We start from the raw sequence: 21,130 nt of genomic DNA on the forward strand, positions 1-21,130 counted from the left end.
AGCTTGTTTCGATTTTTAAGAATATTAAGTCAGAGCAGAGTAAGAAACGACGCTCAAGGCTAAAACAGAATATTCTGGCGACCATAGTGCGGTAGTTCTACCTGACTCCATTCCGAACTCAGAAGTAAAATGCCGTAATGCCGATGGTAGTGTGGGGCTTCCCCATGTGAGAGTAGGGCATCGCCAGATTGAATTTAAAGCGAAAGCAAAATAACCCCGTATCGTAAGGTACGGGGTTTTCGCTTTTGTAGCCAATAGAATTTTTCCAAGATAAATAAAATATCCTTATGCAAGGATACACAAAATTTGGTACACTTTCCTCGTTTGTATTTCTAATTTAACAGGAGAATAAAAATGGCACGTCGTCCACTTGTTATGGGTAACTGGAAATTAAACGGCAGCAAAGCATTCACAAAAGAATTAGTTGCAGGTTTAAAAGCAGAATTAGCAGATGTAAAAGGTTGTGATGTAGCAATCGCTCCACCAGTAATGTACTTGGCAGAAGCAGAAGTGGCATTAGCGGGGCAATCTGTGATTGCATTAGGAGCTCAAAACGTTGATGTAAATGTACAAGGTGCATTTACAGGTGATATTTCAACTGAAATGTTAAAAGATTTTGGGGCGAAATACATCATCATCGGTCACTCTGAGCGTCGTACTTACCACAAAGAGAGTGATGAATTTATTGCGAAAAAATTTGCTGCATTAAAAGCAGCAGGTTTAGTGCCTGTATTATGTATCGGTGAAACTGAAGCGGAAAACGAAGCTGGTCAAACTGAAGCTGTATGTGCACGTCAAATTGATGCAGTAATTGATGCATTAGGCGTAGAAGCATTTAACGGTGCGGTAATCGCTTACGAGCCAATCTGGGCAATCGGCACAGGTAAATCAGCAACTCCAGCGCAAGCGCAAGCGGTTCACGCTTTCATTCGTGGTCATATCGCAACGAAGTCTCAAGCAGTGGCTGATCAAGTGATCATCCAATACGGCGGTTCTGTAAATGATGCGAATGCAGCAGAGTTATTCACTCAACCAGATATTGATGGTGCGTTAGTAGGCGGTGCTTCATTAAAAGCACCTGCATTTGCGGTTATTGTAAAAGCCGCTGAAAAAACGAAAGCATAATAGACAATACGTTAGTAAAATTCTTTACTCTATATGTCATTTATCTAAGTAAGGTGGTTTTAAACCACCTTATTTTTTGGTCTAAAATTAAGCATTTTGAGAATTTTATCCCACTAACACCGCAAGTTCTTGCTTAGCATTCTGCATAGAAACTAGCTTATGGAAATAATACAAACGTTTACCCTAAATTTTCTAATGTTTGTTAAAAACTCTTTACATTTTTAAAATTTTTGTTATGTTCGAATTACATACAATTTTCTTTACTTATAGGAGCTTCGTATGTCAAGCACAACAAAAAAATCAACAAGAGGCTATATTATATTAGCCCTAGACTTTCTGCTGTTTTTAACCCTGATCAAGACGCTACCGTTCACCCCGATGGAAAATCGGGGCTTAGCGTTGTTGGTCTTTATTGGAATATTATGGCTCACGGAAGCTTTTAATATCACCGTTACATCTCTAATGGTACCCATTCTGGCAATTGGGCTGAATGTCTTGCCGACCAAAGCGGCGTTTGCGCCTTTCTCTGAACCCATCATTTTTATGTTCTTCGGTGGCTTCGTTTTGGCTGCGGTAATGAATATCCAAAAACTTGACCTCTGGATTGCCAACCATATTATCCGTCTCGCATCCGGAAATCTTAAACTCACAGTACTCTATCTTTTTGCCGCTACGGCAGGGCTTTCGCTGTTTATCAATAACACCGCGGTTGCCGCAATGATGTTACCTTTAACGCTCGGCATTTTGAAAAAAGTTGATCTTAAAACTAACCGAGATTTGTATGTCTTTGTGCTACTTGGTATTGCATTTAGCGCCAGCATCGGTGGTATTGGTACGCTTACAGGCTCTGCACCGAATGCCATTCTTGCTTCACAACTTAAAATTACCTTCTCAGAATGGCTCTTCTACGGAATGCCTGTCACAATTTTATTGATGATCGGAATGGTGTTTAGCCTACTGGTAATACTTCGCCCAAACTTCAACGTGCCGTTTGAAATTTCACTTGAAGAAATCCCAATGACGGGTAAACGCAAAATTACCCTTGCGGTGTTCGTGATCGCCGCTTTTTTCCTCGTTTTCGGCAGCTGGCTAGAACCAATGATCCGCTCGGCTTTAGAGCTTAGCCAACCCATCAAAAACTTCGATGCGGTAGTGGCAATGACCGCCGTCATCATCCTCTGCGTGACCCACACAGCAACTTGGTCAGAAATTCAAGACCGCACCGAATGGGGCGTGTTAATGCTTTTCGGTGGCGGCTTGGTGCTCGGCATCGTGCTTAAAGAAACAGGAGCAAGCAAAATTCTTGCCGATACTATCGTGAGTTACATCGGCGCGCAACATTGGCTTGTGATGACACTCGTGCTCACCGCATTTATTGTGTTCCTAACCGAATTTACCTCTAACACCGCAACGGCGGCATTGATGATCCCGATTTTTATCTCCGTTGCGGAAGGGGTGGGCTTGCCATCTGTTTCGCTTGCGGCAATCGTTGCGTGTAGTGCCTCTTGTGCCTTTATGCTTCCAATTGCCACCCCACCAAACGCAATTGTGTTCTCCACAGGCTACATTAAACAAAGCGAAATGGTAAAAGTCGGCTTCCTGCTGAATATCATCAGCACCCTTGTGATTGGTGGATTAACCTATTTCTTCTGGATCAATTGGGGCAAATAAATCGTAAAAAAACAAGCGGTGGTTTTTCTCTTAGAATTTGCAAATTCCAAGGAAAAAACACCGCTAGCTATTAGCTACCTATCTCGGCAATCGCTGACATTTCGGGCAGAAGTAAGTATTACGTTGTCCAACCATTTTCGCTTCAATCATTGTTCCGCAATCGTTGCATCCTTCGCCTTTACGTCCATAAACCTGTAGCACTTGCGTAAAGTAGCCTGGTTTGCCGTCGGGCTGGATAAAATCCTTGAGCGTAGTGCCACCTTGAATGATCGATTTAGTGAGCACCTCTTTAATGACCTTAACCAAGCGTTCGCACTGCTTCTGTGTGAGATTCTGGGCGGAAAGTTCAGGATGAATCCCTGCCATAAAAAGCGACTCGCAAGCGTAAATATTCCCCACGCCAACCACCACATCATTGTTCATAATAAAGTTTTTCACCGCTACGGTTTTTTTGCGACTTTTCTCGAATAAATAACTGATTGTGAATGTATCAGATAAGGGCTCAGGCCCAAGTTTTTGCAAAAGTTTGTGTTTGTCTGCCTTATCTGCCCAGAGCCAACAACCAAATTTGCGCGGGTCGGTGTAGCGTAAAATTATGCCTGATTCGGTGATTAAATCCACGTGGTCGTGCTTGCCAGCGTGCAGATTGTCACTCGTTTCTAAAATGCCTAGCGAGCCAGACATACCAAGATGCACGATAATATCGCCCTTGTCGGTATGTAAAATCAGATATTTAGCACGGCGAGAAAGTGAGAGAATTTTCGCCCCTTGCATTTGAGAAAGCTCTGCAGAAATTGTCCAGCGTAATTTAGGCGTGCGGGTGATAATCTGCTTGATGGTTTGCCCTTGTAAATAAGGCTCAACACCTCGTAGGCTAGTTTCTACCTCGGGAAGTTCTGGCATATTCGTTCCTTATGCGTTAGATTTTTTCTTCAATCAATTTCACCATCATTCTAATATGGTCGCCCGTCGCATTGAGTGCTGGAATATAGCGGTAGCTTTCCCCGCCTACATTGATGAAGTTTTCTTTATTCTCTTCGGCAATTTCTTCAAGCGTTTCTAAGCAATCGACCGAGAAACCGGCACAAATTACTGCCACTTTTTTAATGCCTTGACTTGGGAAGCTTTCGAGCGTTTCATCGGTGTAAGGCTGTAGCCACTCTTCATCGCCAAAACGAGATTGGAAAGTGAGTTTCCACTGTTCAGGCTTTAAGTTTAATTTTTGTGCGACTAATTCGGCTGTTTCTTGGCAATGCTGTGGGTAAAAATCGCCTTCGTCCGCATAGCGTTTTGGAATGCCGTGGAAAGAGAAAAGCAATAATTCATCTGCTTCAAGCGTAATGCTGTTTGCCAATGCTTCAATATAAAGTGGGTCGTTATGGTAGCTGTGGATAAACTCAAACGGCACCACACGGCGATGCTGTTTTAGGCTCTCTGCAAAGGCATCTAATACCGAGGCGGTCGTGGTGCTGCTATATTGTGGGTAGAGTGGTAATACGATGATTTTTTCGACAGCTTGTTTGATTAAGTTTTCGACCACTTGTGCCATACTTGGGTTGCCGTAGCTCATTCCAAGCTCCACGATGACATTTTTGCTTTTCACATTGAAATAATTTTGCAGAGCTTTTTGTTGTTCGCGTGAAATGGCAATCAGTGGCGAGCCTTCAGCTGTCCAGATCGCTTGATAAAGTTTTGCTACTTTAGGCGATCTTTTTGGCAATACGAAGCAATTTAAGATCGTTTGCCATTTTAGTTTGGGGAGATCGATCACTCGAGGATCGCTCAAGAATTGTTTTAAGTAACGTTTTACATCAGCAACGGTAGGGGCATCTGGTGTACCAAGGTTTGCGAGTAACACACCGATTTTTTTATTTTCCATATTTTTCTCTTCTTTTTCTCGTTATGAGCAAATAAAGTGTAGTTTGCTTGAATTTGTAGGGAATGACAAATAAAATTTGTGCAGATTTTAACATTTAACCGTGGTTTTCGCCTTGCCTTTTTATTTGTTTACCGTTAAAATGACGACCTCTTTTTATAGTCTTGAATTGGCATTTTGCCAATAACTTTTTATTAGGTAGATAAATAATGAAACGTACATTCCAACCTTCAGTATTAAAACGTGCTCGTACACACGGTTTCCGTGCTCGTATGGCTACTAAAAATGGTCGTCAAGTTTTAGCACGTCGCCGTGCTAAAGGTCGCAAATCTTTATCTGCATAATTTGCAGTTAAAGCAGCTAATCACCCACAATTGTGAAAGTGAAGACGCTAACTTTTTCTCGGGAGCTACGTTTGTTAGCTCCCGTTCAATTTAAAGCTGTGTTTGAAAACCCTTTTCGAGCCAGTACCCCTCAAATGACGCTGCTTGCTCGTTTAAATACAGCAGAAAATCCTCGTCTAGGCTTAACCGTTGCCAAAAAACACCTAAAACGTGCTCACGATCGCAATCGTATTAAACGTATTGTGCGAGAATCTTTTCGCTTAAAACAGCACGAGCTGCCAAATATGGATTTTGTGTTTGTGGCGAAAGGTGGCATTGGTAAATTGGATAACGTTACTCTTTTTGAAACGTTGGAAAAACTATGGGCAAGACACATTCGCCTATGCAAAACGGGCAAAAATCTGTAACCTCAAATGAAGTCTCAGACACAACCAACACAGGAAACGAAAAAATCAGCCTAGCATCTAAGATATTACTGCTGCCGATTTATTTCTATCGCTATTTTATTAGCCCTTTAATTGGTCCTCGCTGCCGATTTTATCCGAGTTGTTCCACTTATGCTGTTGAAGCAATTAAAATTCACGGAGCAATCAAAGGGGGATATTTAGCCTTCAAACGTATTTTGCGTTGTAATCCATTAAACGAAGGTGGCGAAGATCCTGTGCCAACAAAAGCGTGTTGTAAAAAATGTGAAAAAAATCATTAATTTTTTGAAATTTGGTGAACTTTCTTTTTTCCAATGAGTCTATTATTACGACCACTATTTATAGTCGTTATAAAGTTTTATTCATTATGTAGACCTCTCAAAATGGCTAGCAAACAAATTGCTAGCCATTTTTTCATCTCTATTTTCCAAAGATTTTATACCCTACCGTTGCCATCATCGCACCAAGCACTACTACAATTGCCCCCAAATAACTTATCCAGTTCATCTCTAAGCTGGCAAAAGTTTCCGGGAAAATCACGTGTCCTAAAATCGAAAAAAGCATCGTGAAAATGGGGATCATCGTGGTGACTACACTCACTTTGGAGGTGTCCCACAAATTCAGTGCCTCGCCATAAGAGCCATAGGCAATCAAGGTATTCAAACAGCAATAGATAAAGCAACCCCATACAAAAGGCGTGCTGATATTGCCAATTTGGGCGGGGTTCGCAAATGGGCTAAAGGAAATGCCACAGCAGAGATAAATCATCATCAGGATCTGTTGTGACTTAAATTGTTTGAGCAATAGTTTCTGAGCAATGCCATAGCAGACCCAAATCAGGCTGCCCGCCATACTTAATATCACACCTAGTGCATAAGTGTTCAGCTGCAAAAGTTCATTAAATTTATCGTTAAAAAATGCGATTAAGCCGATACTAAGCAATAGAAAGCCGACTTTTTGCGAAAGATTAAACGGTTCTTTAAACAAAACAACGCCTAAGAAAATCATCAAGAAAGGCGAAAATTGCCATAAAACTTGGGTTGTTGTGGGCGAAATATAATGTAATCCTTCTGCGACCAAAAAGAAATTGCCTGATAAACCAAGTGTGCCGAGCAACATTAAACCGAAATGTTTAGCATTACAAACGGTTAACTTTGGTAATTTTTTTGCAAAACCAAGCACAAGAAACAGCCCAATGCCTGCTACCCAAAATCTTGCCCAAACGAGGGTTTGAGCATCAAGCGAAACCAATACTTGTTGTGCTGCAATCGGTAGCGTACCCCACATCATCGTGGCAAGTAGTGCCAAACAAAAACCTAAGCCTGCATTTTTCTTCATTTTTTTACTCTTCTTCTATGTAATAATTTATGTCCTACGGCAGAGAATAACGCCCCAAAAACCACTAAACAAGCCCCTAAAACGGTTAAAAAGGTAAGATCTGGCGGTGTGAAACTTTCAGGTTTCCAGAAATATGCAATTTCTGAAAAAATCATCGTAGCAATGGGGATTAACGGCATCATAATACTCACTTTTGAAACATCCCAGCGGTTGAGTGCTTCAGCATAAGAGCCGTAGGCGATGATAGTATTCAAGCAGCAATAAACTAAACAGATTGCAGCAAAGGGGCTTAAATTGACCGCTTGTGAGAAATCAGAGAGGGGCGTGAACACAAGGCTACAACCGATATAAATCATAAACAGGATTTGTACTGAGTTGAAGCGTTTTAATAAGATTCGTTGTGAAAGCCCGTAGCCAATCCAGATAAAGCTGGCTAACGCCCCACATAAGATCCCGAAAGCGTAGCCATTCATTTGCGAAAAATCCGCAAAGCGATTATGGAAAAAGAGGATTAAGCCGATAATTACCACAATAAATCCTAATTTTTGGTTTAATCGGATGGTTTCTTTGAAGAGAAAAGCCCCGCATAAAATCATTGCAAAGGAAGAAAGAGGACTAATAACTTGGCTAGCTGTAGCAGGAATATAGCGTAATGCTACGTTAAAGAGGAAAAAATTGCCTGAAAGACCTAAGATCCCAATCACTAAAAGGGTAAGATCTTTCCGAGTTAAAGCGGCCGCTTTTGGTAATTTTTTTGCAAAGAAAAGCATAAAGAATACGCCAATCATCGCAACAATAAAACGAAACCAAACGATGGTTTGGGCGTTCATCTCTTTTAAGATAGGCTGTAGAGCTATTGGTAGTGTTCCCCACATCAATACTGCAAGAAGGGTGAAGAGGAAACCTGCTAGGGGTTGTTGTTTTTGCATAGGATTATTATAGATTTGAGGTATAAAAAAACCTCACATTTGTGAGGTTTTCTTGAAATTTTGCTTTAAATTACTCAGCAATGATACTTACGTATTGACGGTTTTTGTCGCCTTTTCTTTCGAATTTAACTTTACCATCTGCAGTTGCGAATAAAGTGTGGTCTTTACCCATACCTACGTTTGTACCTGCGTGGAATTTAGTACCACGTTGACGAACAATGATGCTACCTGCTAAAACAGACTCGCCACCGAAACGTTTAACACCAAGGCGTTTAGCTTCAGAATCACGACCGTTACGAGTTGAACCACCAGCTTTTTTAGTTGCCATCTACTTGATCTCCTCTGAAATTATGCTTGAATCCCAGTGATTTTCACTTCTGTGAACCACTGACGATGACCTTGTTGTTTACGGCTGTGTTTACGACGACGGAATTTAACGATTTTAACTTTCTCGCCACGACCGTGTGCTACTACTTCAGCCACTACTTTTGAACCAGCTACTACTGGTGTACCGATTTTAACATCTTCGCCATTAACGACCATTAACACTGAGTCGAATTCAACTTTCTCACCAGTTGCAACTTCAAGTTTTTCTAAACGAACTACTTGACCTTCGCTCACTCGGTGTTGTTTGCCGCCACTTTGGAAAACTGCGTACATATTTACTCCGCTAATTTGTGCCTTTTTCGCTCTGCGATAGGCACTTTTAAATTCATATAAAATAGGGTTGCAATTCTACGCAAAAAGAAAACAAAGAGCAAGAACGAATTTCAGAAAATTTGAAAAAATCTATTTTGTTCCTTTAAGGATCCTTTTCGATTTCTAACAAAATTTTGCAGCTTATCGAAAGTGCGGTAAAATCAACTCAATTTTTGGCTTTTAGATAAGAAAAGATGGCACAACAACTTACTCTCGACCAAATTCAAGCCTTAGCAGCCGACGATATGCAATTGGTGAATGCTGAAATTTTGGCTCAACTTAACTCGGAAGTACCGCTAATCAACCAGCTCGGTTTTTACATTATTAGTGGTGGTGGCAAACGCATTCGCCCACTCATTACTGTGCTTTCCGCACGTGCGTTAGGCTATCAAGGTAGCAAGCAAATCACCACTGCTGCATTTATTGAATTTGTGCATACAGCTACCCTTTTACACGATGACGTTGTGGATGAGTCCGATATGCGTCGCGGTCGTGAAACCGCTAATGCCGCTTTTGGCAATGCCGCAAGCGTATTGGTAGGGGACTACATCTATACCCGCTCTTTCCAAATGATGACCTCGGTAGATTCACTTGAAGTACTCAAGGTGATGTCGGCAGCTACAAATGCGTTAGCAGAGGGCGAAGTTCAACAGCTGATGAATGTGAACGATCCGAATACGACCGAAGAGAGCTATATGCGTGTAATTTACAACAAAACCGCCCGCTTGTTTGAAGCTGCGACCCAGTGTGTAGCGATCGTAGCCAATGCAGGCGAAGAAATTGAAACCGCACTCAAAAATTACGGCTGCTACTTAGGCACAGCATTCCAGTTAGTGGATGATATTCTTGACTACTCAGCCAATGCCCAAGCTCTCGGCAAAAATGTGGGCGACGACTATGTAGAAGGTAAACCAACTATGCCACTTCTGCACGCAATGCGTCACGGTAATGAAGAGCAAGCTAATTTGATCCGCCAAGCGATCGAAAATGGCGGGAATCGTGAAGATATCGATCAAGTGCTCTCTATTATGACTGAGCACAAATCGCTCGATTACACGATGGAAAAAGCTAAATCTGAAGCTCAAAAAGCAGTAGATGCGTTAGCGGTTTTACCTGAAAGCGAATATAAACAAGCGTTGATTTCATTGGCTTGGTTGTCTGTAGATCGGGATTATTAATAAAATAATAAGAATAAAAAATGACAGAACAAACATTCCAGCCTCAAGAACACAAAGAGGCATTACAACAAAAACGTAAACTCACCCGCAAAGGTAAAGATCCAAACGCTCCATTTGTGCGTCCAAAATTGGAACTACCAAACGGACATAATAAACTTCTGCTTCACTCTTGCTGTGCACCTTGTTCGGGCGAAGTGATGGAAGCGATCCTTGCCTCTGGGATCGAATTTACGATCTATTTTTATAACCCAAACATCCATCCGCTCAAAGAATATATGATCCGCAAAGAGGAAAATATCCGCTTTGCTGAAAAACATAACATTCCTTTTATTGATGTGGATGATGACTACGAAAATGACCGCAAAGAGTGGTTCAGAAAAGCGGAAGGGATGGAATGGGAACCCGAACGCGGTATTCGTTGCACAATGTGCTTTGATATGCGTTTTGAAAAAGCGGCACAATATGCCCATGAACATGGTTTTCCTGTATTCACGAGCTGTTTAGGCATCTCACGCTGGAAAGATATGAACCAAATTAACGATTGCGGACACCGTGCTGCCTCGCATTATGATGATGTGGTTTATTGGGATTATAACTGGCGTAAAGGTGGTGGCTCGCAACGTATGATTGAAATCAGCAAACGCGAACGTTTCTATCAACAAGAGTATTGTGGCTGCGTTTACTCTTTGCGTGACTCTAACAAATGGCGTTTAGAAACAGGTCGAAACCGCATTGAAATCGGCAAACTTTACTACTCACCTGATTAAATCTGCTCCGATGAGCCAAATTTCTCAAAACTGATACACTATTTCTATTTTCAAGCGGTTGAATTTCGCAAAATTTTTGCCAAATCTCACCGCTTCCATTTTACAAGAGGAACAACAATGTCTAATTTTGCAATGGTATTCCCAGGTCAAGGCTCACAAGCGGTTGGAATGCTTGCTGACCTTGCACCACAATATCCAATCGTGGAAGAAACTTTCAAACAAGCAAGCGATGTGCTTGGCTATGATTTGTGGGATTTAGTTCAAAACGGCACAGCAGAAGATCTTGGTCAAACGCAACGCACACAACCTGCGTTATTAGCTTCTTCTGTGGCACTTTTCCGCATTTGGCAGCAAAAATTCCCTGAAGCAAAACCATCTGTGATGGCGGGTCATAGCTTGGGTGAATACTCTGCGTTAGTGTGTGCAGGCGTGTTAGATTTCCAAGATGCAATCAAATTAGTTGAACTACGTGGCAATGCAATGCAACAAGCCGTGCCTGCAGGCACTGGTGCAATGTTTGCGATTATCGGCTTAGATAATGAAGCAATCATCAAGGCGTGCGAACAAGCAGCTAGCGAAACAAGTGAGATTGTTTCAGCAGTGAACTTCAACTCGCCTGGTCAAGTAGTGATTGCTGGTACGAAAACTGCTGCAACCCGTGCTGGTGAACTCTGCAAAGAAGCGGGTGCAAAACGTGCTTTACCATTAGCAGTGAGCGTGCCTTCGCACTGTGCGTTGATGAAACCTGCGGCAGAAGAACTTTCTAGAGCATTGCAAAACATCACACTAAATGCACCGCTTGTGCCCGTGATTAACAACGTGGATGTAGCAATCGAAACCGATGCAGATAAAATCTGCGATGCGTTAGTCCGCCAGCTTTACAGCCCTGTTCGTTGGACAGAAACCGTTGAAAAAATAGCAAAAGATGGCGTAACCACTTTATACGAAATCGGTCCCGGTAAAGTCTTAACCGGCTTAACCAGCCGTATCGTCAAAGAGCTTTCAGCAAAAGCGGTGAATGATGTGGAGTCGTTTGAGGCAGTCGAAGCGTAATTCGTAGGGTGGGATTTATCCCACCATTAATATAATTAAGATCTCAATTGGTGGGATAAATCCCACCCTACAAAAGGAAAACACAATGCAAGGCAAAATCGCATTAGTCACAGGGGCAACTCGTGGTATTGGACGTGCAATCGCAGAAGAATTAAGTGCAAAAGGTGCATTCGTAATCGGCACGGCAACCTCTGAAAAAGGGGCAGAAGCTATTTCAGCTTACTTAGGTGAGAAAGGCAAAGGCTTAGTATTAAACGTCACTGAGCCAGAATCTATTGATGCTGTTCTAGCCCAAATCAAAGCAGAAGTGGGCGACATCGACATTCTGGTAAACAATGCAGGCATTACCCGAGATGGTTTGTTAATGCGTATGAAAGACCAAGATTGGTTCGATATCATCCAAACTAACCTCACCTCGGTTTACCGCTTATCCAAAGCCGTGCTTCGCCCAATGATGAAAAAAGGTGGCCGCATTATCACTATCGGCTCGGTAGTTGGCTCAATGGGTAACCCAGGTCAAACCAATTATTGTGCAGCGAAAGCAGGCTTGATTGGCTTCTCAAAATCGTTGGCGAAAGAAGTGGCTTCACGTGGTATTACCGTGAACGTGGTTGCTCCAGGTTTTATCGCCACCGATATGACAGACGAGCTGAATGAAGCACAAAAAGAAGCAATCTTAAGTCAAATCCCAGCAGGTGAATTAGGTACGGCACAAGACATCGCCAAAGCCGTGGCATTCTTAGCCTCTGATGATGCCCGTTACATCAATGGCGAAACCCTCCACGTGAATGGTGGTTTATATATGAACTAATCGCTAAAAGCGGTTCAATTTCTACCGAATTTTGCTATTATTGTTCTCAATAAATGCAAAATTCGGTTTTTTTTGCTTTTATTCCCTTTTATTTTTTACTTTTTATTTGTGTGTGTAATTATGACTAAAAATACATTTGTTGTTGGCTTTATGCTCTTTGCCATCTTTTTCGGAGCTGGCAATCTTATTTTCCCACCTAAGCTTGGCTTTGAGAGTGGAGAACATTTCTTTCCGTCTATTTTGGGCTTTATCACTACGGGGGTAGGCTTACCTTTACTCGGGATTATTGTCAGTGCCTTTTACGAAGGTGGCTACAAAGCAGCACTAAACCGCATCCATCCTTGGTTCTCGCTAATTTTCTTGGCGGCAATTTATCTTTCTATTGGTCCATTCTTTGCTGGTCCCCGTACAGGTGCGACAGCTTATGAAATGGCGGTTGTGCCATTTTTAGGCGAAGATGTGGGCAATTTACCGCTGTTTATCTTCACGTTTATTTATTTTGCGATCACAATGTGGTTAAGCCTAAACCCATCAAAAATGGTAGATCGCGTGGGAGCAATTTTAACACCAGCGTTGATTTTAACCATTATCGCTTTGGTTATTCGTGCCTTTTTCTTATTCGATCAACCCCCTGTGGCGGTAACCGTACAAGAAGAGTCCTGGGTGTTTAAGGGGGTAATTGAAGGCTACTTCACAATGGATGCGCTGGCTTCATTAGCATTCTCGGTGATTGTATTAAATGCGATTAAAGCCAAAGGTGTTAGCCCATCAGCATTGATTAAACAGACCGTCTTTGCTGGTATTATTGCAGCGGTTGCATTAGGATTTATCTACTTTTCTATTGGTTGGATTGGCAACCACGCACAACTGAACCCAGAAACTTTGACCGCGCTTGCAGAACGCAAACAAGACCTCGGTACTTATATCCTCAATAACGCAGCCCAACAAGCCTTTGGCGAATACGGACGAATGGTGTTAGGGGTTATCGTTTCACTTGCGTGCTTAACCACTGCAGTGGGTTTATGTACCTCAGTCGGCGAATACTTCAGCGAAGTTTTCCCGAAAATTAGCTACCGTACTTACGTGATTCTGTTCTGTGTGATCAGCTTTGCCATTGCAAACCTTGGTTTAAAAGCGGTAATCGAAAAATCCGTACCGATGCTGTTAATCCTCTATCCAATTGCGATGACAGTGATCTTAGTGCTTGGTATTAACGCCTTACACCGCATCCCATTATTAGGGCAACGTTTAGCGTTGGGATTAGTAACCATCGTCTCAATTCTATCTGTTATCGGCACAGGCTTTACCGACAATCTACCGTTTAAATCTTACTCCATGGAATGGTTGCCATTTGCAGTGCTAGGTTTGATTGTGGGTTATATCGGACATTATTTGATTAAGAAAAAGCACTAATCATTTAAAAAGGGGATTGAATATTCAATCCCCTTTCTGTTATTAGCTACATAAACCAACCTGTTGTAGTGACGGATTTCTCATCCATCAATTTTACGAAGCCGTAAATCACACGGAAAAGATACCAAATTCCTACCGCAAAAAGTACCAAAATGCCAATGCCGATAAAGCTAAGGATAAATCCTATCACCGTACCCGCGACTGAGCCCCAGAAGGTTCGGATCAGAAAGGTAAGATGGTTATGGTAAAGTGAATTTGGCAACATATCTTGTCGTTTAATATAAGCCAAAATCACGCCTGCAATAGCGGGTAAGCCACCGAAAATCACACCTAATCCAAATAGCACATACACAACAATCATAATAGTACGTTGATTTGGGTCGTGCGGGGGTTGCAATAATGGTTCGTTCATCATCATTCCTATTTGTAAAAAAATCTGATTATTTGACCGCTTGGCTCTTAGATGGTTGCCCGAATCGATTCCCAATCAAGAACGCAATCAAGCCGAAAACAAGCGATGGCACAATGGCGTGGAAACCGAAAATGCTGATTTTAAAGCTGGCGATAATGACATAGCTGATTAAGCCCACGAGCATTGAGCTGATTGCGCCTGTCGCATTCGATTTATCCCAATAAAGCCCGAGCACGATTACCCATAAGAAGGTTGCCTCTAAACCACCGAGTGAGAGTAAGTTCAGCCAAATTAGCATATCTGGTGGATTAAGAGCAGCAAACACAAGCAAGAAAGTAAAGGTGAGCGTGGTGAGCGTTGAGAACAGTTTGAGTTTACTCTCGTTATGCACTGCACTTGGTTTTACCGCAAGGTATAAATCTTTAATCAATGTTGAGGAAGATTGAATAAGTAGTGAGTCGATGGAAGACATAATGGCTGCCATCGGTGCGGCTAAGAAAATCCCCGCAACTAGTGGTGGAAGCACTTGCACCATCAGCGTTGGAATCACTTGATCAGGAATTTTTAGATCGGGCACCACGGCACGTCCAATTACGCCTGTGAGGTGCATTCCCAGCACAAGAATCGAGACCACGAGTGTGCCGATGACCAAAGCACGATGAAGCGATTGACTATCTTTATACGCCATACTGCGCACTGCAAGCTGAGGTAAGCCAATCAATCCAAAGCAGACCAACACCCAAAATGAAGTCATAAAAGTGAAGTCGAGCGGACGCTCATCAATGCCATACGGGGCAAGCAACTGCGGGTTGATGTTGTTTAAGGTTTCCATCGCATTTTCTAGTCCGTTTGCGGCATAAATCACACCACCTAGCAAGAATAGCGTGCCAATAAGCATTACCAAGCCTTGCACAGTATCGGTCATTACCACAGCACGGAAGCCTCCGATGAAGGTATAAATACCCACGGTAACCGCAAAAATAATCACTGCCAGTTTGTAGTCCATTCCGAGTGTGGTTTCAAGAAGACGCCCCGCTCCGATAAATTGTACCGTCATCATCGCAAAGAAAGAGAGCAATAATGCAAGGCTTGCAATCCAAACCACAAAACGGTTTTGGTAGCGAGCAAGTAATAAATCGTTGATGGTTACGGCTTTATGTTTACGTGCGAAAATTGCGAATTTTTTGCCGAGTACGCCCAAAGCAAGCAACACCGCAGGCACTTGAATCATCGCGAGTAACACCCAGCCTAGCCCGTATTTGTAAGCTGCGCCAGGTCCGCCGATAAACGAACTTGCACCAAGATAGGTGGCTGCGGTAGTCATTGCCAATACAAAGCCAGACATTGAGCGGCTACCGACATAATATTCAGATAGGAAACTGCTGCCCTTACGTTGTCGGTAAGCATAATATGCCACGCCAAATACAAACAAAAGATAGGCAATCAGTGGGATAACCATTTCCATATTCATCGCTTATTCCTCCACGTTGCCGTCTAAGTCGATATTTTGATACACCTTTTTCACCACGATGTACACCAACAGGGTAAACAGAAGCGGTAGAAAAACGCAAGAAAGTTCGAACCAAATCGGTAAACCTAGAATGCCTAATTTCACAGGGAAAAAGTAGGCTAAGATAATCCAGCCGAACATATAGAGTACGGTTAAGCCCAAAGCCCATTGAGCCTCTCTCGTCAGTTGTTTTGTTTGCATAAAAACTCCTTTTGTGCTTTTGTCATAGTGATAAAAAACCCCACAAACGTGGGACTTGATTAGTATTGCCAATTCTCAGGATCAATGCCAAGCTCACGCATTTTTTCTTTTGCTTGCTCTGGAATCTCATCGCTGCGTTCTTTCATTAAATCCTCATCGGTTGGCAAAGGCTGCCCTGTGAACGCATGTAAAAAGGCTTCACAAAGTAGTTCGCTATTAGTGGCGTGACGCAGATTTTTAATCTGACGGCGCGTACGCTCATTGGTTAGAATTTCCAATACCTTAATTGGAATTGATACAGTGATCTTCTTCACTTGTTCACTTTTTTTGCCATGTTCTGCATAAGGGCTAATGTATTCGCCACGCCAATCTTTCATATATTTTCCCCGCTAAAAATGGCGTTATTGTAATCAAATCTGAACTATATCGCAATCTAGACGTCTAGATTTCTATTGTGATTTTATGCAGAAAGCTGTTGGTCTTTTAGGCGTCGAACAAGTATAATAACCGTATTGAATTTAACAAGGAAACATTATGAAATTAAAAGCAACTGCATTGGTAACTGCAAGTCTATTATTGACCGCTTGTTCATCTGCTATCGATCCGAACACGGGCGAACGTAAAGATTCACTCGAAGGGTTTAACCGTGCGATGTGGAATATAAATTACAACTATCTTGATCCTTATGTGGTTAAACCAGTGGCAAAAGGTTGGCGTGACTACGTGCCAAGCCCTGTTAAAACAGGTTTAGTGAATGTAGCGAATAACTTGGATGAGCCAGCGAGTTTCGTGAATCGCTTACTTGAAGGTGAAGTGAAAAAAGCGATGATTCACTTCAACCGTTTCTGGATTAACTCCGTATTCGGTATTGGCGGTTTAATCGACTGGGCAAGCAAAACACCAGACTTAAAACTTGATAACGGCAACCGTGAATTTGGCGAAACGCTTGGGCACTATGGCGTGGGCACAGGGGCATATATTATGGTGCCAGGCTACGGACCAACCACTCCACGACAAGCGGTCGGAAAAGTAGTAGATTCTGCATATCCTGTGCTTTCACTTTTAACTACCCCTTGGAGTATTGCAAAATTTAGCGTTCAAGGCATTAATACCCGTGCTAACTTACTTGACCAAGATGCGTTAATCAAACAATCGCTCGACCCTTATGTGACGTTCCGCGAAGCTTATTTCCAAAACTTGGAGTTTAAAGTAAACAACGGTAAAGCAAATGAAGAGAAAGAAACATTATCGAAAGATGAGTTGAAGGGGATTGATTAAACGAAAAATGGGTAAGAATAAACTTAATTATTCTTACCCATTTATTATTTAATATTCCTAATTACATCGCTACAATCACACATTCTGCCACACTTCTTGCATTAGATTGGGCAGTTGCAGCTGCTGTACGGTTTCCGATAGGGCCGACAAATACGCGATTCCAATCTGCTCCACTAACAATACGGGCATTGAAACCTGCCATAGCAAGGCGGGCTTGCATATTTTCAGCTTGTGCTTTGTTTTTGAATGCACCACATTGAAGCCCGAAACTACCTGCTTTAGGTTGTGAAGCGGTCGGTTTTTCTTCCACTTTTGCAGGCGTTGCTTTTACTTGTTCTGCTTTTTCTTTTGTTTTCTCGGCTTCCGCTTTTTTCGCTAATTCTTGCTGTTTTTTCAATTCTGCTTGTTTGCGTTTTTCTTCAGCTAGTTTTTGCTCATGAGCCTTTTTGGCTGCAATCTCAGCATCAGACGGTGCTACTGGTTGTTCTGCTACAATTTCTGGTTTAGCAGGTTGCTCTGTGGCAACTGGCTGTTCTGTTGTAAGGCGTGCGGTTTCTTCTTGTTTACGCTTTTCTTCTAATTGTGCCAATTGTTCTTTAGAAAGTTGAGCCGATTTGGGTTGCCCTTTGTTTGGATCAGTAACGACTTCGCGAGTTTCTAGATCACGAATATAACTGTAAACTTCTTCTGGGCGACTTGGTAATGTCGTATTTTGTGTTATAGGTTTTACTGCGACTTGGTTAGGTGCAGCAGTGGTAGGTGTTGGAGCGTTTTCCTTTAGTAACCATAATCCCAATCCTAGTGCTAAAAATAGCACAATTACGATAGATAATATGGTAGAAACACTCATTCCTTTACTTTTTTTAGGGCGAGCCATTGAGCTTCGAGACATATTTGTATAAACCTTAAAATAAAATAATCATAGTAGTAAATTCTACTGAAAAATATCTCGCTTGCCTATCAATTGGGCAAGTTCAATTTTAAAATTTTTGTAAATTTTTGTTAAATTTACTGATTTTAGTCTGATTTCGCTGATAAATGTGATAAATAGACGTCAAATCGGTGATTTTTGGTCGTTTGACTGAAATCAGGTTTTTGCTCTGCAATAAACGGTGCATAATCAGGGCGTTTGACTACCATGCGTTTGCGAGCCGCTTGTTTTGCAGGCTGGAAAAAATCATCCGAGTCTAAATCCGCTCCCACCAAGTGCTGGAACACACGCATCTCTTTTTTGACTAAAGCACTTTTTTGTTTGTGCGGAAACATTGGATCGAAATAAACCACATCAACAGTATCTTCATTTGCTGCAGCATATTCACTAATGGTATGAAATGGCAATAAAACCATCCGTGATTGCATAAATTCGCCAATCTCAGGATCTAGATAAGCCCGCTTTAAGCCATCTTCCAACAAAGCGGAAACCACGGGGTTACGCTCGATCAATTGTACTTTACAACCAATAGAGGCAAGTACGAACGCATCTCGCCCAAGCCCTGCGGTAGCATCAATTACAGTGGGTAAGTAGTCGCCTTTAATGCCAACCGCTTTCGCTATCGCTTCGCCCCGTCCACCGCCAAACTTACGGCGATGTGCCATCGTGCCATCCACAAAATTAACCGCAATTGCTCCTAATTTGGGTTCGTCTAATTTGCGTAATTCCAAGCGTTCAGCGGTTTGCACAAGGGCTAAAATCGCATCTGGATTGTGGCTTAATTGCCATTTTTCACAAACGGCTTGAAAGACGTTTTCATCGCCATTTTCGTTAATCAATTGAATTGTCATTACAAAATATAATCTTTAAAAAGTGTGTCAAAATGGGTAAGAAGCGTCTCTTTACCTGCAATCTCTTCCGCTTTCCATGCTTGTGTTAAGTGGTTTGCATCGAATTGTTGTTGATAGAGCTCCGCAATCGGAAAATAGCTGATATGCCAAGGCTCAACGCCAATTAGCTTGTCTTCTCTGTTTTCAGGGATAAACGGGAAGAAAAACCCAAACGTTTCAGCATTTGCCAACAACCAGTTGGTTAAACGCTGGAAGTAACCGCCTGTTTGGTATTCCCAAGGCTCAAGCATCAATTTTTTGCCCGCAGGCAGCACATCAGGATCGAAGAAATCGATCTCCGTGCCCCAATGATGGCGGCTTGCCCCTGGTACAGCAGACCAGCGTAAAATTGCTTGGCATTTTTGCCAATCACTTAGGCCTTCCAGCTCAATGGCATTGCCTTTATCATTGTGCACTTTACGCTCGCCATTAAATTTGGCGTTCCAAATCAGTTTCTGGCGTTCAAAATCGCGGAAAGTGCTGGCAGGTTGTAAATTAAAGCCTGCTTTTTGGGCGACTTGTTGCAGCTGTAAAAAAGCTTGCACAGCCTCAGGCTGCAAGGCGTGTTTGTTCGACAGTGGATTCGGCAGAGTAATTAAATGCTCACGGCTTTTGCCTGTAAGAATTTCCGTTAAATTTGCAAAGTTTGGCATTTTTTTGACCGCTTGTTGGTTATATAACAAGATTATAAATGTAGTAACTATGTTGCTCTAGCGTAGGGGCGAATTACATTAGTCCTGATATTCCTTTGATGTTTTAGGGTAAATGTGATTTGCCTCTACAATAAATGCTACTTTGAGAGCAACATCTCCGCAATCTGGTAATAAATCTCCCCACATTTGCCTAAATCGTCCACATTTACACATTCATTCACTTTGTGAATGGTAGCGTTGAGTGGACCGAACTCCACTACTTCTGCCCCCATTAAGGCGATAAAACGTCCGTCTGATGTGCCGCCGCTGGTGTCTAGGCAAGGTGTAATTTGAGTCACGTTTTCGATTGCTTGTTGGGCGGCTTGGACTAATTTTCCGTTACCTGCTAAAAACGGTTTTCCCGATAAATTCCAGCTAATTCGATGCGTTAAGCCGTGTTTTTGCAGCATTTCGGAAACTTTTGATTTAATGACTTCATCTGTTACTTCTGTGCAATAGCGTAAGTTGAATTGCACATAAAGCTCCCCTGGGATCACGTTATTGCTGCCTGTACCTGCTTTAATGTTGGCGATTTGCAGACTGGTCGGCGGGAAAAATTCGTTGCCTTTATCCCATTCATAGGTGGTGAGTTCGGTTAAGAATCCAAGCGAAGTATGCACAGGGTTTTCGGCAAGATGTGGATAAGCAACGTGTCCTTGCACGCCTTCAATGTAAAGCTCAGCAGTGATTGAACCGCGGCGGCCATTTTTAATTACATCTCCCAGCACTTTACCACTTGAAGGTTCGCCCACTACAGCATAATGGATGGGTTCATTGCGTGCCATTAAGGTTTCAACTACTTTTACTGTGCCATCTTTGGCGGCGGCTTCTTCGTCGGAGGTAATGAGCAAAGCAATTTTGCCAGCATGGTTTGGGTTATTTTTTACAAAATTTTCTGCGGCAACTACAAGGGCTGCGAGCGAGCCTTTCATATCGGCAGCACCTCTGCCATAGAGAATGTTATCCACAATACGTGACTCAAATGGGGGGTAAGTCCACGCATTTTCATCGCCTACAGGCACAACATCGGTGTGGCCTGCAAAGGCAAAGCAAGGTTCACCTTTACCGTGTGTTGCCCATAAATTGAGCGTGTCGCCAAATGGTAGCCATTCGATGTTGAATCCGACCGCTTGCAAGCGTTCCGCAATCACTTGTTGGCAGCCTTCATCTTTGGGGCTGGTGGAAGGGCGTTGGATTAAGTTTTGAGCAAGGGAGATGATTTGTTGTTTCATTTTTTATTTCCCAAAGGCTGCCTTATATTCTGCTTCATTAAACCCAATCAACGCTTTGCCATCTTGTAAGATAATCGGGCGTTTGATAAGGGTTGGTTGTTCGGTGAGTACTTTAAGCGCAGTGGTACGAGCGAAGTTCTCTTTAACCGCTTGATCGAGGTTGCGCCATGTAGTTGAGCGTTTATTAACTAACGCTTCCCAGCCAAAGGCTTGTTCTGCTTGTTCAAGCCAAACTGTGTCTAAACCATCGACACGATAATCGTGCAATTGATGTGCGATTTGGTTGTCTGCCAGCCATTTCAACGCTTTCTTAACGGTGTCGCAATTTTTAATGCCATATACTTTAATCATTTTT

At 42.5% G+C, this 21,130-nt stretch carries 26 protein-coding genes and 1 rRNA gene; 12 read left to right on the top strand and 15 right to left on the bottom strand.

The genetic code is table 11. The features are described from left to right. Positions 1-73 precede the first annotated feature (73 nt). The 3 genes from rrf to B0184_RS08540 all read left to right on the top strand — a co-directional run bounded on the left by rrf (position 74) and on the right by B0184_RS08540 (position 2,796). A 5S ribosomal RNA gene (gene rrf, locus B0184_RS08530) occupies positions 74-189 on the top strand. A 165-nt stretch (positions 190-354) separates the two neighbouring features. Beyond that, positions 355-1,125: a triose-phosphate isomerase gene (tpiA, locus tag B0184_RS08535; RefSeq protein WP_005709110.1), complete on the top strand. Its 771-nt coding sequence runs from the start codon at positions 355-357 to the stop codon at positions 1,123-1,125. A gap of 279 nt (positions 1,126-1,404) precedes the next feature. After that, positions 1,405-2,796 (top strand): SLC13 family permease, encoded by a 1,392-nt coding sequence (locus tag B0184_RS08540; protein ID WP_005709117.1) that lies wholly within the window; start codon positions 1,405-1,407, stop codon positions 2,794-2,796. 78 nt (positions 2,797-2,874) lie between these two features. Here B0184_RS08540 and mutM read toward each other — a convergent pair whose 3' ends face one another. Together mutM and hemH are read right to left on the bottom strand one after the other, a co-directional pair. After that, on the bottom strand, positions 2,875-3,699 hold the full coding sequence (gene mutM, locus B0184_RS08545) for a bifunctional DNA-formamidopyrimidine glycosylase/DNA-(apurinic or apyrimidinic site) lyase (RefSeq protein ID WP_005709142.1): 825 nt from the start codon (positions 3,697-3,699) through the stop codon (positions 2,875-2,877). Positions 3,700-3,715: 16 nt separating this feature from the next. Beyond that, complete coding sequence (gene hemH / locus B0184_RS08550; RefSeq protein WP_005709114.1) at positions 3,716-4,675, bottom strand: ferrochelatase; 960 nt, start codon at positions 4,673-4,675, stop codon at positions 3,716-3,718. Positions 4,676-4,881: 206 nt separating this feature from the next. Here hemH and rpmH point away from each other — a divergent pair, with 206 nt between their 5' ends. From rpmH to yidD, 3 genes are read left to right on the top strand one after another with little or no spacing between them, the layout of a single operon-like run. After that, entirely contained in the window at positions 4,882-5,016 is a 135-nt protein-coding gene (rpmH, locus tag B0184_RS08555) for a 50S ribosomal protein L34 (RefSeq protein WP_005599701.1), read from the top strand. A 38-nt stretch (positions 5,017-5,054) separates the two neighbouring features. Next, the gene (gene rnpA / locus B0184_RS08560) at positions 5,055-5,423 is read left to right on the top strand and encodes a ribonuclease P protein component (RefSeq protein ID WP_078177675.1); all 369 of its coding nucleotides are present in this window, start codon (positions 5,055-5,057) and stop codon (positions 5,421-5,423) included. Continuing rightward, entirely contained in the window at positions 5,378-5,722 is a 345-nt protein-coding gene (gene yidD / locus B0184_RS08565; RefSeq protein WP_078177673.1) for a membrane protein insertion efficiency factor YidD, read from the top strand. The genes rnpA and yidD overlap by 46 nt, the downstream gene beginning before the upstream one ends. A gap of 139 nt (positions 5,723-5,861) precedes the next feature. On the opposite strand, the gene B0184_RS08570 is transcribed toward yidD, so the two are convergent. From B0184_RS08570 to rplU, 4 genes are all read right to left on the bottom strand, one after another. Continuing rightward, entirely contained in the window at positions 5,862-6,779 is a 918-nt protein-coding gene (locus tag B0184_RS08570) for a DMT family transporter (protein ID WP_005709127.1), read from the bottom strand. Next, positions 6,776-7,708, bottom strand: coding sequence for a DMT family transporter (locus tag B0184_RS08575; protein ID WP_005709101.1), 933 nt, complete (start codon positions 7,706-7,708; stop codon positions 6,776-6,778). Before B0184_RS08575 ends, B0184_RS08570 begins: the two co-directional genes overlap by 4 nt. Positions 7,709-7,778: 70 nt before the next feature. Then, the gene (gene rpmA / locus B0184_RS08580) at positions 7,779-8,036 is read right to left on the bottom strand and encodes a 50S ribosomal protein L27 (protein ID WP_005705226.1); all 258 of its coding nucleotides are present in this window, start codon (positions 8,034-8,036) and stop codon (positions 7,779-7,781) included. Between the two features lie 20 nt (positions 8,037-8,056). Continuing rightward, positions 8,057-8,368 (bottom strand): 50S ribosomal protein L21, encoded by a 312-nt coding sequence (gene rplU / locus B0184_RS08585; protein WP_005709105.1) that lies wholly within the window; start codon positions 8,366-8,368, stop codon positions 8,057-8,059. Between the two features lie 233 nt (positions 8,369-8,601). Here rplU and ispB point away from each other — a divergent pair, with 233 nt between their 5' ends. The 5 genes from ispB (at position 8,602) to brnQ (ending at position 13,629) form a co-directional block, all read left to right on the top strand. Then, on the top strand, positions 8,602-9,585 hold the full coding sequence (ispB, locus tag B0184_RS08590) for an octaprenyl diphosphate synthase (RefSeq protein WP_005709124.1): 984 nt from the start codon (positions 8,602-8,604) through the stop codon (positions 9,583-9,585). Positions 9,586-9,605: 20 nt separating this feature from the next. Next, the gene (locus B0184_RS08595) at positions 9,606-10,352 is read left to right on the top strand and encodes an epoxyqueuosine reductase QueH (protein WP_005709135.1); all 747 of its coding nucleotides are present in this window, start codon (positions 9,606-9,608) and stop codon (positions 10,350-10,352) included. 117 nt (positions 10,353-10,469) lie between these two features. Further along, positions 10,470-11,405, top strand: coding sequence for an ACP S-malonyltransferase (gene fabD / locus B0184_RS08600; RefSeq protein WP_005709098.1), 936 nt, complete (start codon positions 10,470-10,472; stop codon positions 11,403-11,405). Between the two features lie 85 nt (positions 11,406-11,490). Further along, positions 11,491-12,216 (top strand): 3-oxoacyl-ACP reductase FabG, encoded by a 726-nt coding sequence (gene fabG, locus B0184_RS08605; protein WP_005709139.1) that lies wholly within the window; start codon positions 11,491-11,493, stop codon positions 12,214-12,216. Positions 12,217-12,336: 120 nt separating this feature from the next. Further along, positions 12,337-13,629: a branched-chain amino acid transport system II carrier protein gene (brnQ, locus tag B0184_RS08610; protein WP_005709116.1), complete on the top strand. Its 1,293-nt coding sequence runs from the start codon at positions 12,337-12,339 to the stop codon at positions 13,627-13,629. A 46-nt stretch (positions 13,630-13,675) separates the two neighbouring features. Here brnQ and B0184_RS08615 read toward each other — a convergent pair whose 3' ends face one another. Genes B0184_RS08615 through metJ form a run of 4 tightly spaced genes read right to left on the bottom strand, consistent with a single transcriptional unit; the run spans position 13,676 to position 16,129 of the window. Further along, positions 13,676-14,041 carry a DUF4870 family protein gene (locus tag B0184_RS08615; protein ID WP_005709112.1) on the bottom strand — a complete coding sequence of 122 codons (366 nt, stop codon included), beginning with the start codon at positions 14,039-14,041 and terminating at the stop codon, positions 13,676-13,678. 28 nt (positions 14,042-14,069) lie between these two features. After that, positions 14,070-15,512 carry a sodium/pantothenate symporter gene (gene panF, locus B0184_RS08620; RefSeq protein WP_005709119.1) on the bottom strand — a complete coding sequence of 481 codons (1,443 nt, stop codon included), beginning with the start codon at positions 15,510-15,512 and terminating at the stop codon, positions 14,070-14,072. Positions 15,513-15,515: 3 nt separating this feature from the next. Beyond that, positions 15,516-15,752: a YhdT family protein gene (locus B0184_RS08625; RefSeq protein ID WP_005709123.1), complete on the bottom strand. Its 237-nt coding sequence runs from the start codon at positions 15,750-15,752 to the stop codon at positions 15,516-15,518. Between the two features lie 59 nt (positions 15,753-15,811). Next, positions 15,812-16,129, bottom strand: coding sequence for a met regulon transcriptional regulator MetJ (gene metJ, locus B0184_RS08630; RefSeq protein ID WP_005709104.1), 318 nt, complete (start codon positions 16,127-16,129; stop codon positions 15,812-15,814). 157 nt (positions 16,130-16,286) lie between these two features. Between metJ and B0184_RS08635 the strand changes: the two genes are divergently transcribed. Then, the gene (locus B0184_RS08635) at positions 16,287-17,030 is read left to right on the top strand and encodes an MlaA family lipoprotein (RefSeq protein ID WP_005709130.1); all 744 of its coding nucleotides are present in this window, start codon (positions 16,287-16,289) and stop codon (positions 17,028-17,030) included. Between the two features lie 61 nt (positions 17,031-17,091). Here the strand turns inward: B0184_RS08635 and ftsN are convergent, their stop codons facing one another. From ftsN to B0184_RS08660, 5 genes are all read right to left on the bottom strand, one after another. Continuing rightward, positions 17,092-17,922: a cell division protein FtsN gene (ftsN, locus tag B0184_RS08640; protein WP_005709128.1), complete on the bottom strand. Its 831-nt coding sequence runs from the start codon at positions 17,920-17,922 to the stop codon at positions 17,092-17,094. Between the two features lie 125 nt (positions 17,923-18,047). Further along, positions 18,048-18,812 (bottom strand): class I SAM-dependent methyltransferase, encoded by a 765-nt coding sequence (locus B0184_RS08645; protein WP_005709132.1) that lies wholly within the window; start codon positions 18,810-18,812, stop codon positions 18,048-18,050. Next, positions 18,812-19,504 carry a M15 family metallopeptidase gene (locus tag B0184_RS08650; protein WP_039851473.1) on the bottom strand — a complete coding sequence of 231 codons (693 nt, stop codon included), beginning with the start codon at positions 19,502-19,504 and terminating at the stop codon, positions 18,812-18,814. The genes B0184_RS08645 and B0184_RS08650 overlap by 1 nt, the downstream gene beginning before the upstream one ends. A gap of 137 nt (positions 19,505-19,641) precedes the next feature. After that, positions 19,642-20,775 carry a succinyl-diaminopimelate desuccinylase gene (gene dapE / locus B0184_RS08655; protein WP_005709138.1) on the bottom strand — a complete coding sequence of 378 codons (1,134 nt, stop codon included), beginning with the start codon at positions 20,773-20,775 and terminating at the stop codon, positions 19,642-19,644. Positions 20,776-20,778: 3 nt separating this feature from the next. Next, a complete protein-coding gene (locus B0184_RS08660) occupies positions 20,779-21,126 on the bottom strand; it encodes an ArsC family reductase (protein ID WP_005709133.1) in 348 nt (115 codons plus the stop codon). Between the last annotated feature and the right edge of the window lie 4 nt (positions 21,127-21,130).

It is taken from the genome of Haemophilus paraphrohaemolyticus (assembly GCF_002015045.1).
Classification (GTDB): Bacteria; Pseudomonadota; Gammaproteobacteria; order Enterobacterales; family Pasteurellaceae; genus Haemophilus_A; species Haemophilus_A paraphrohaemolyticus.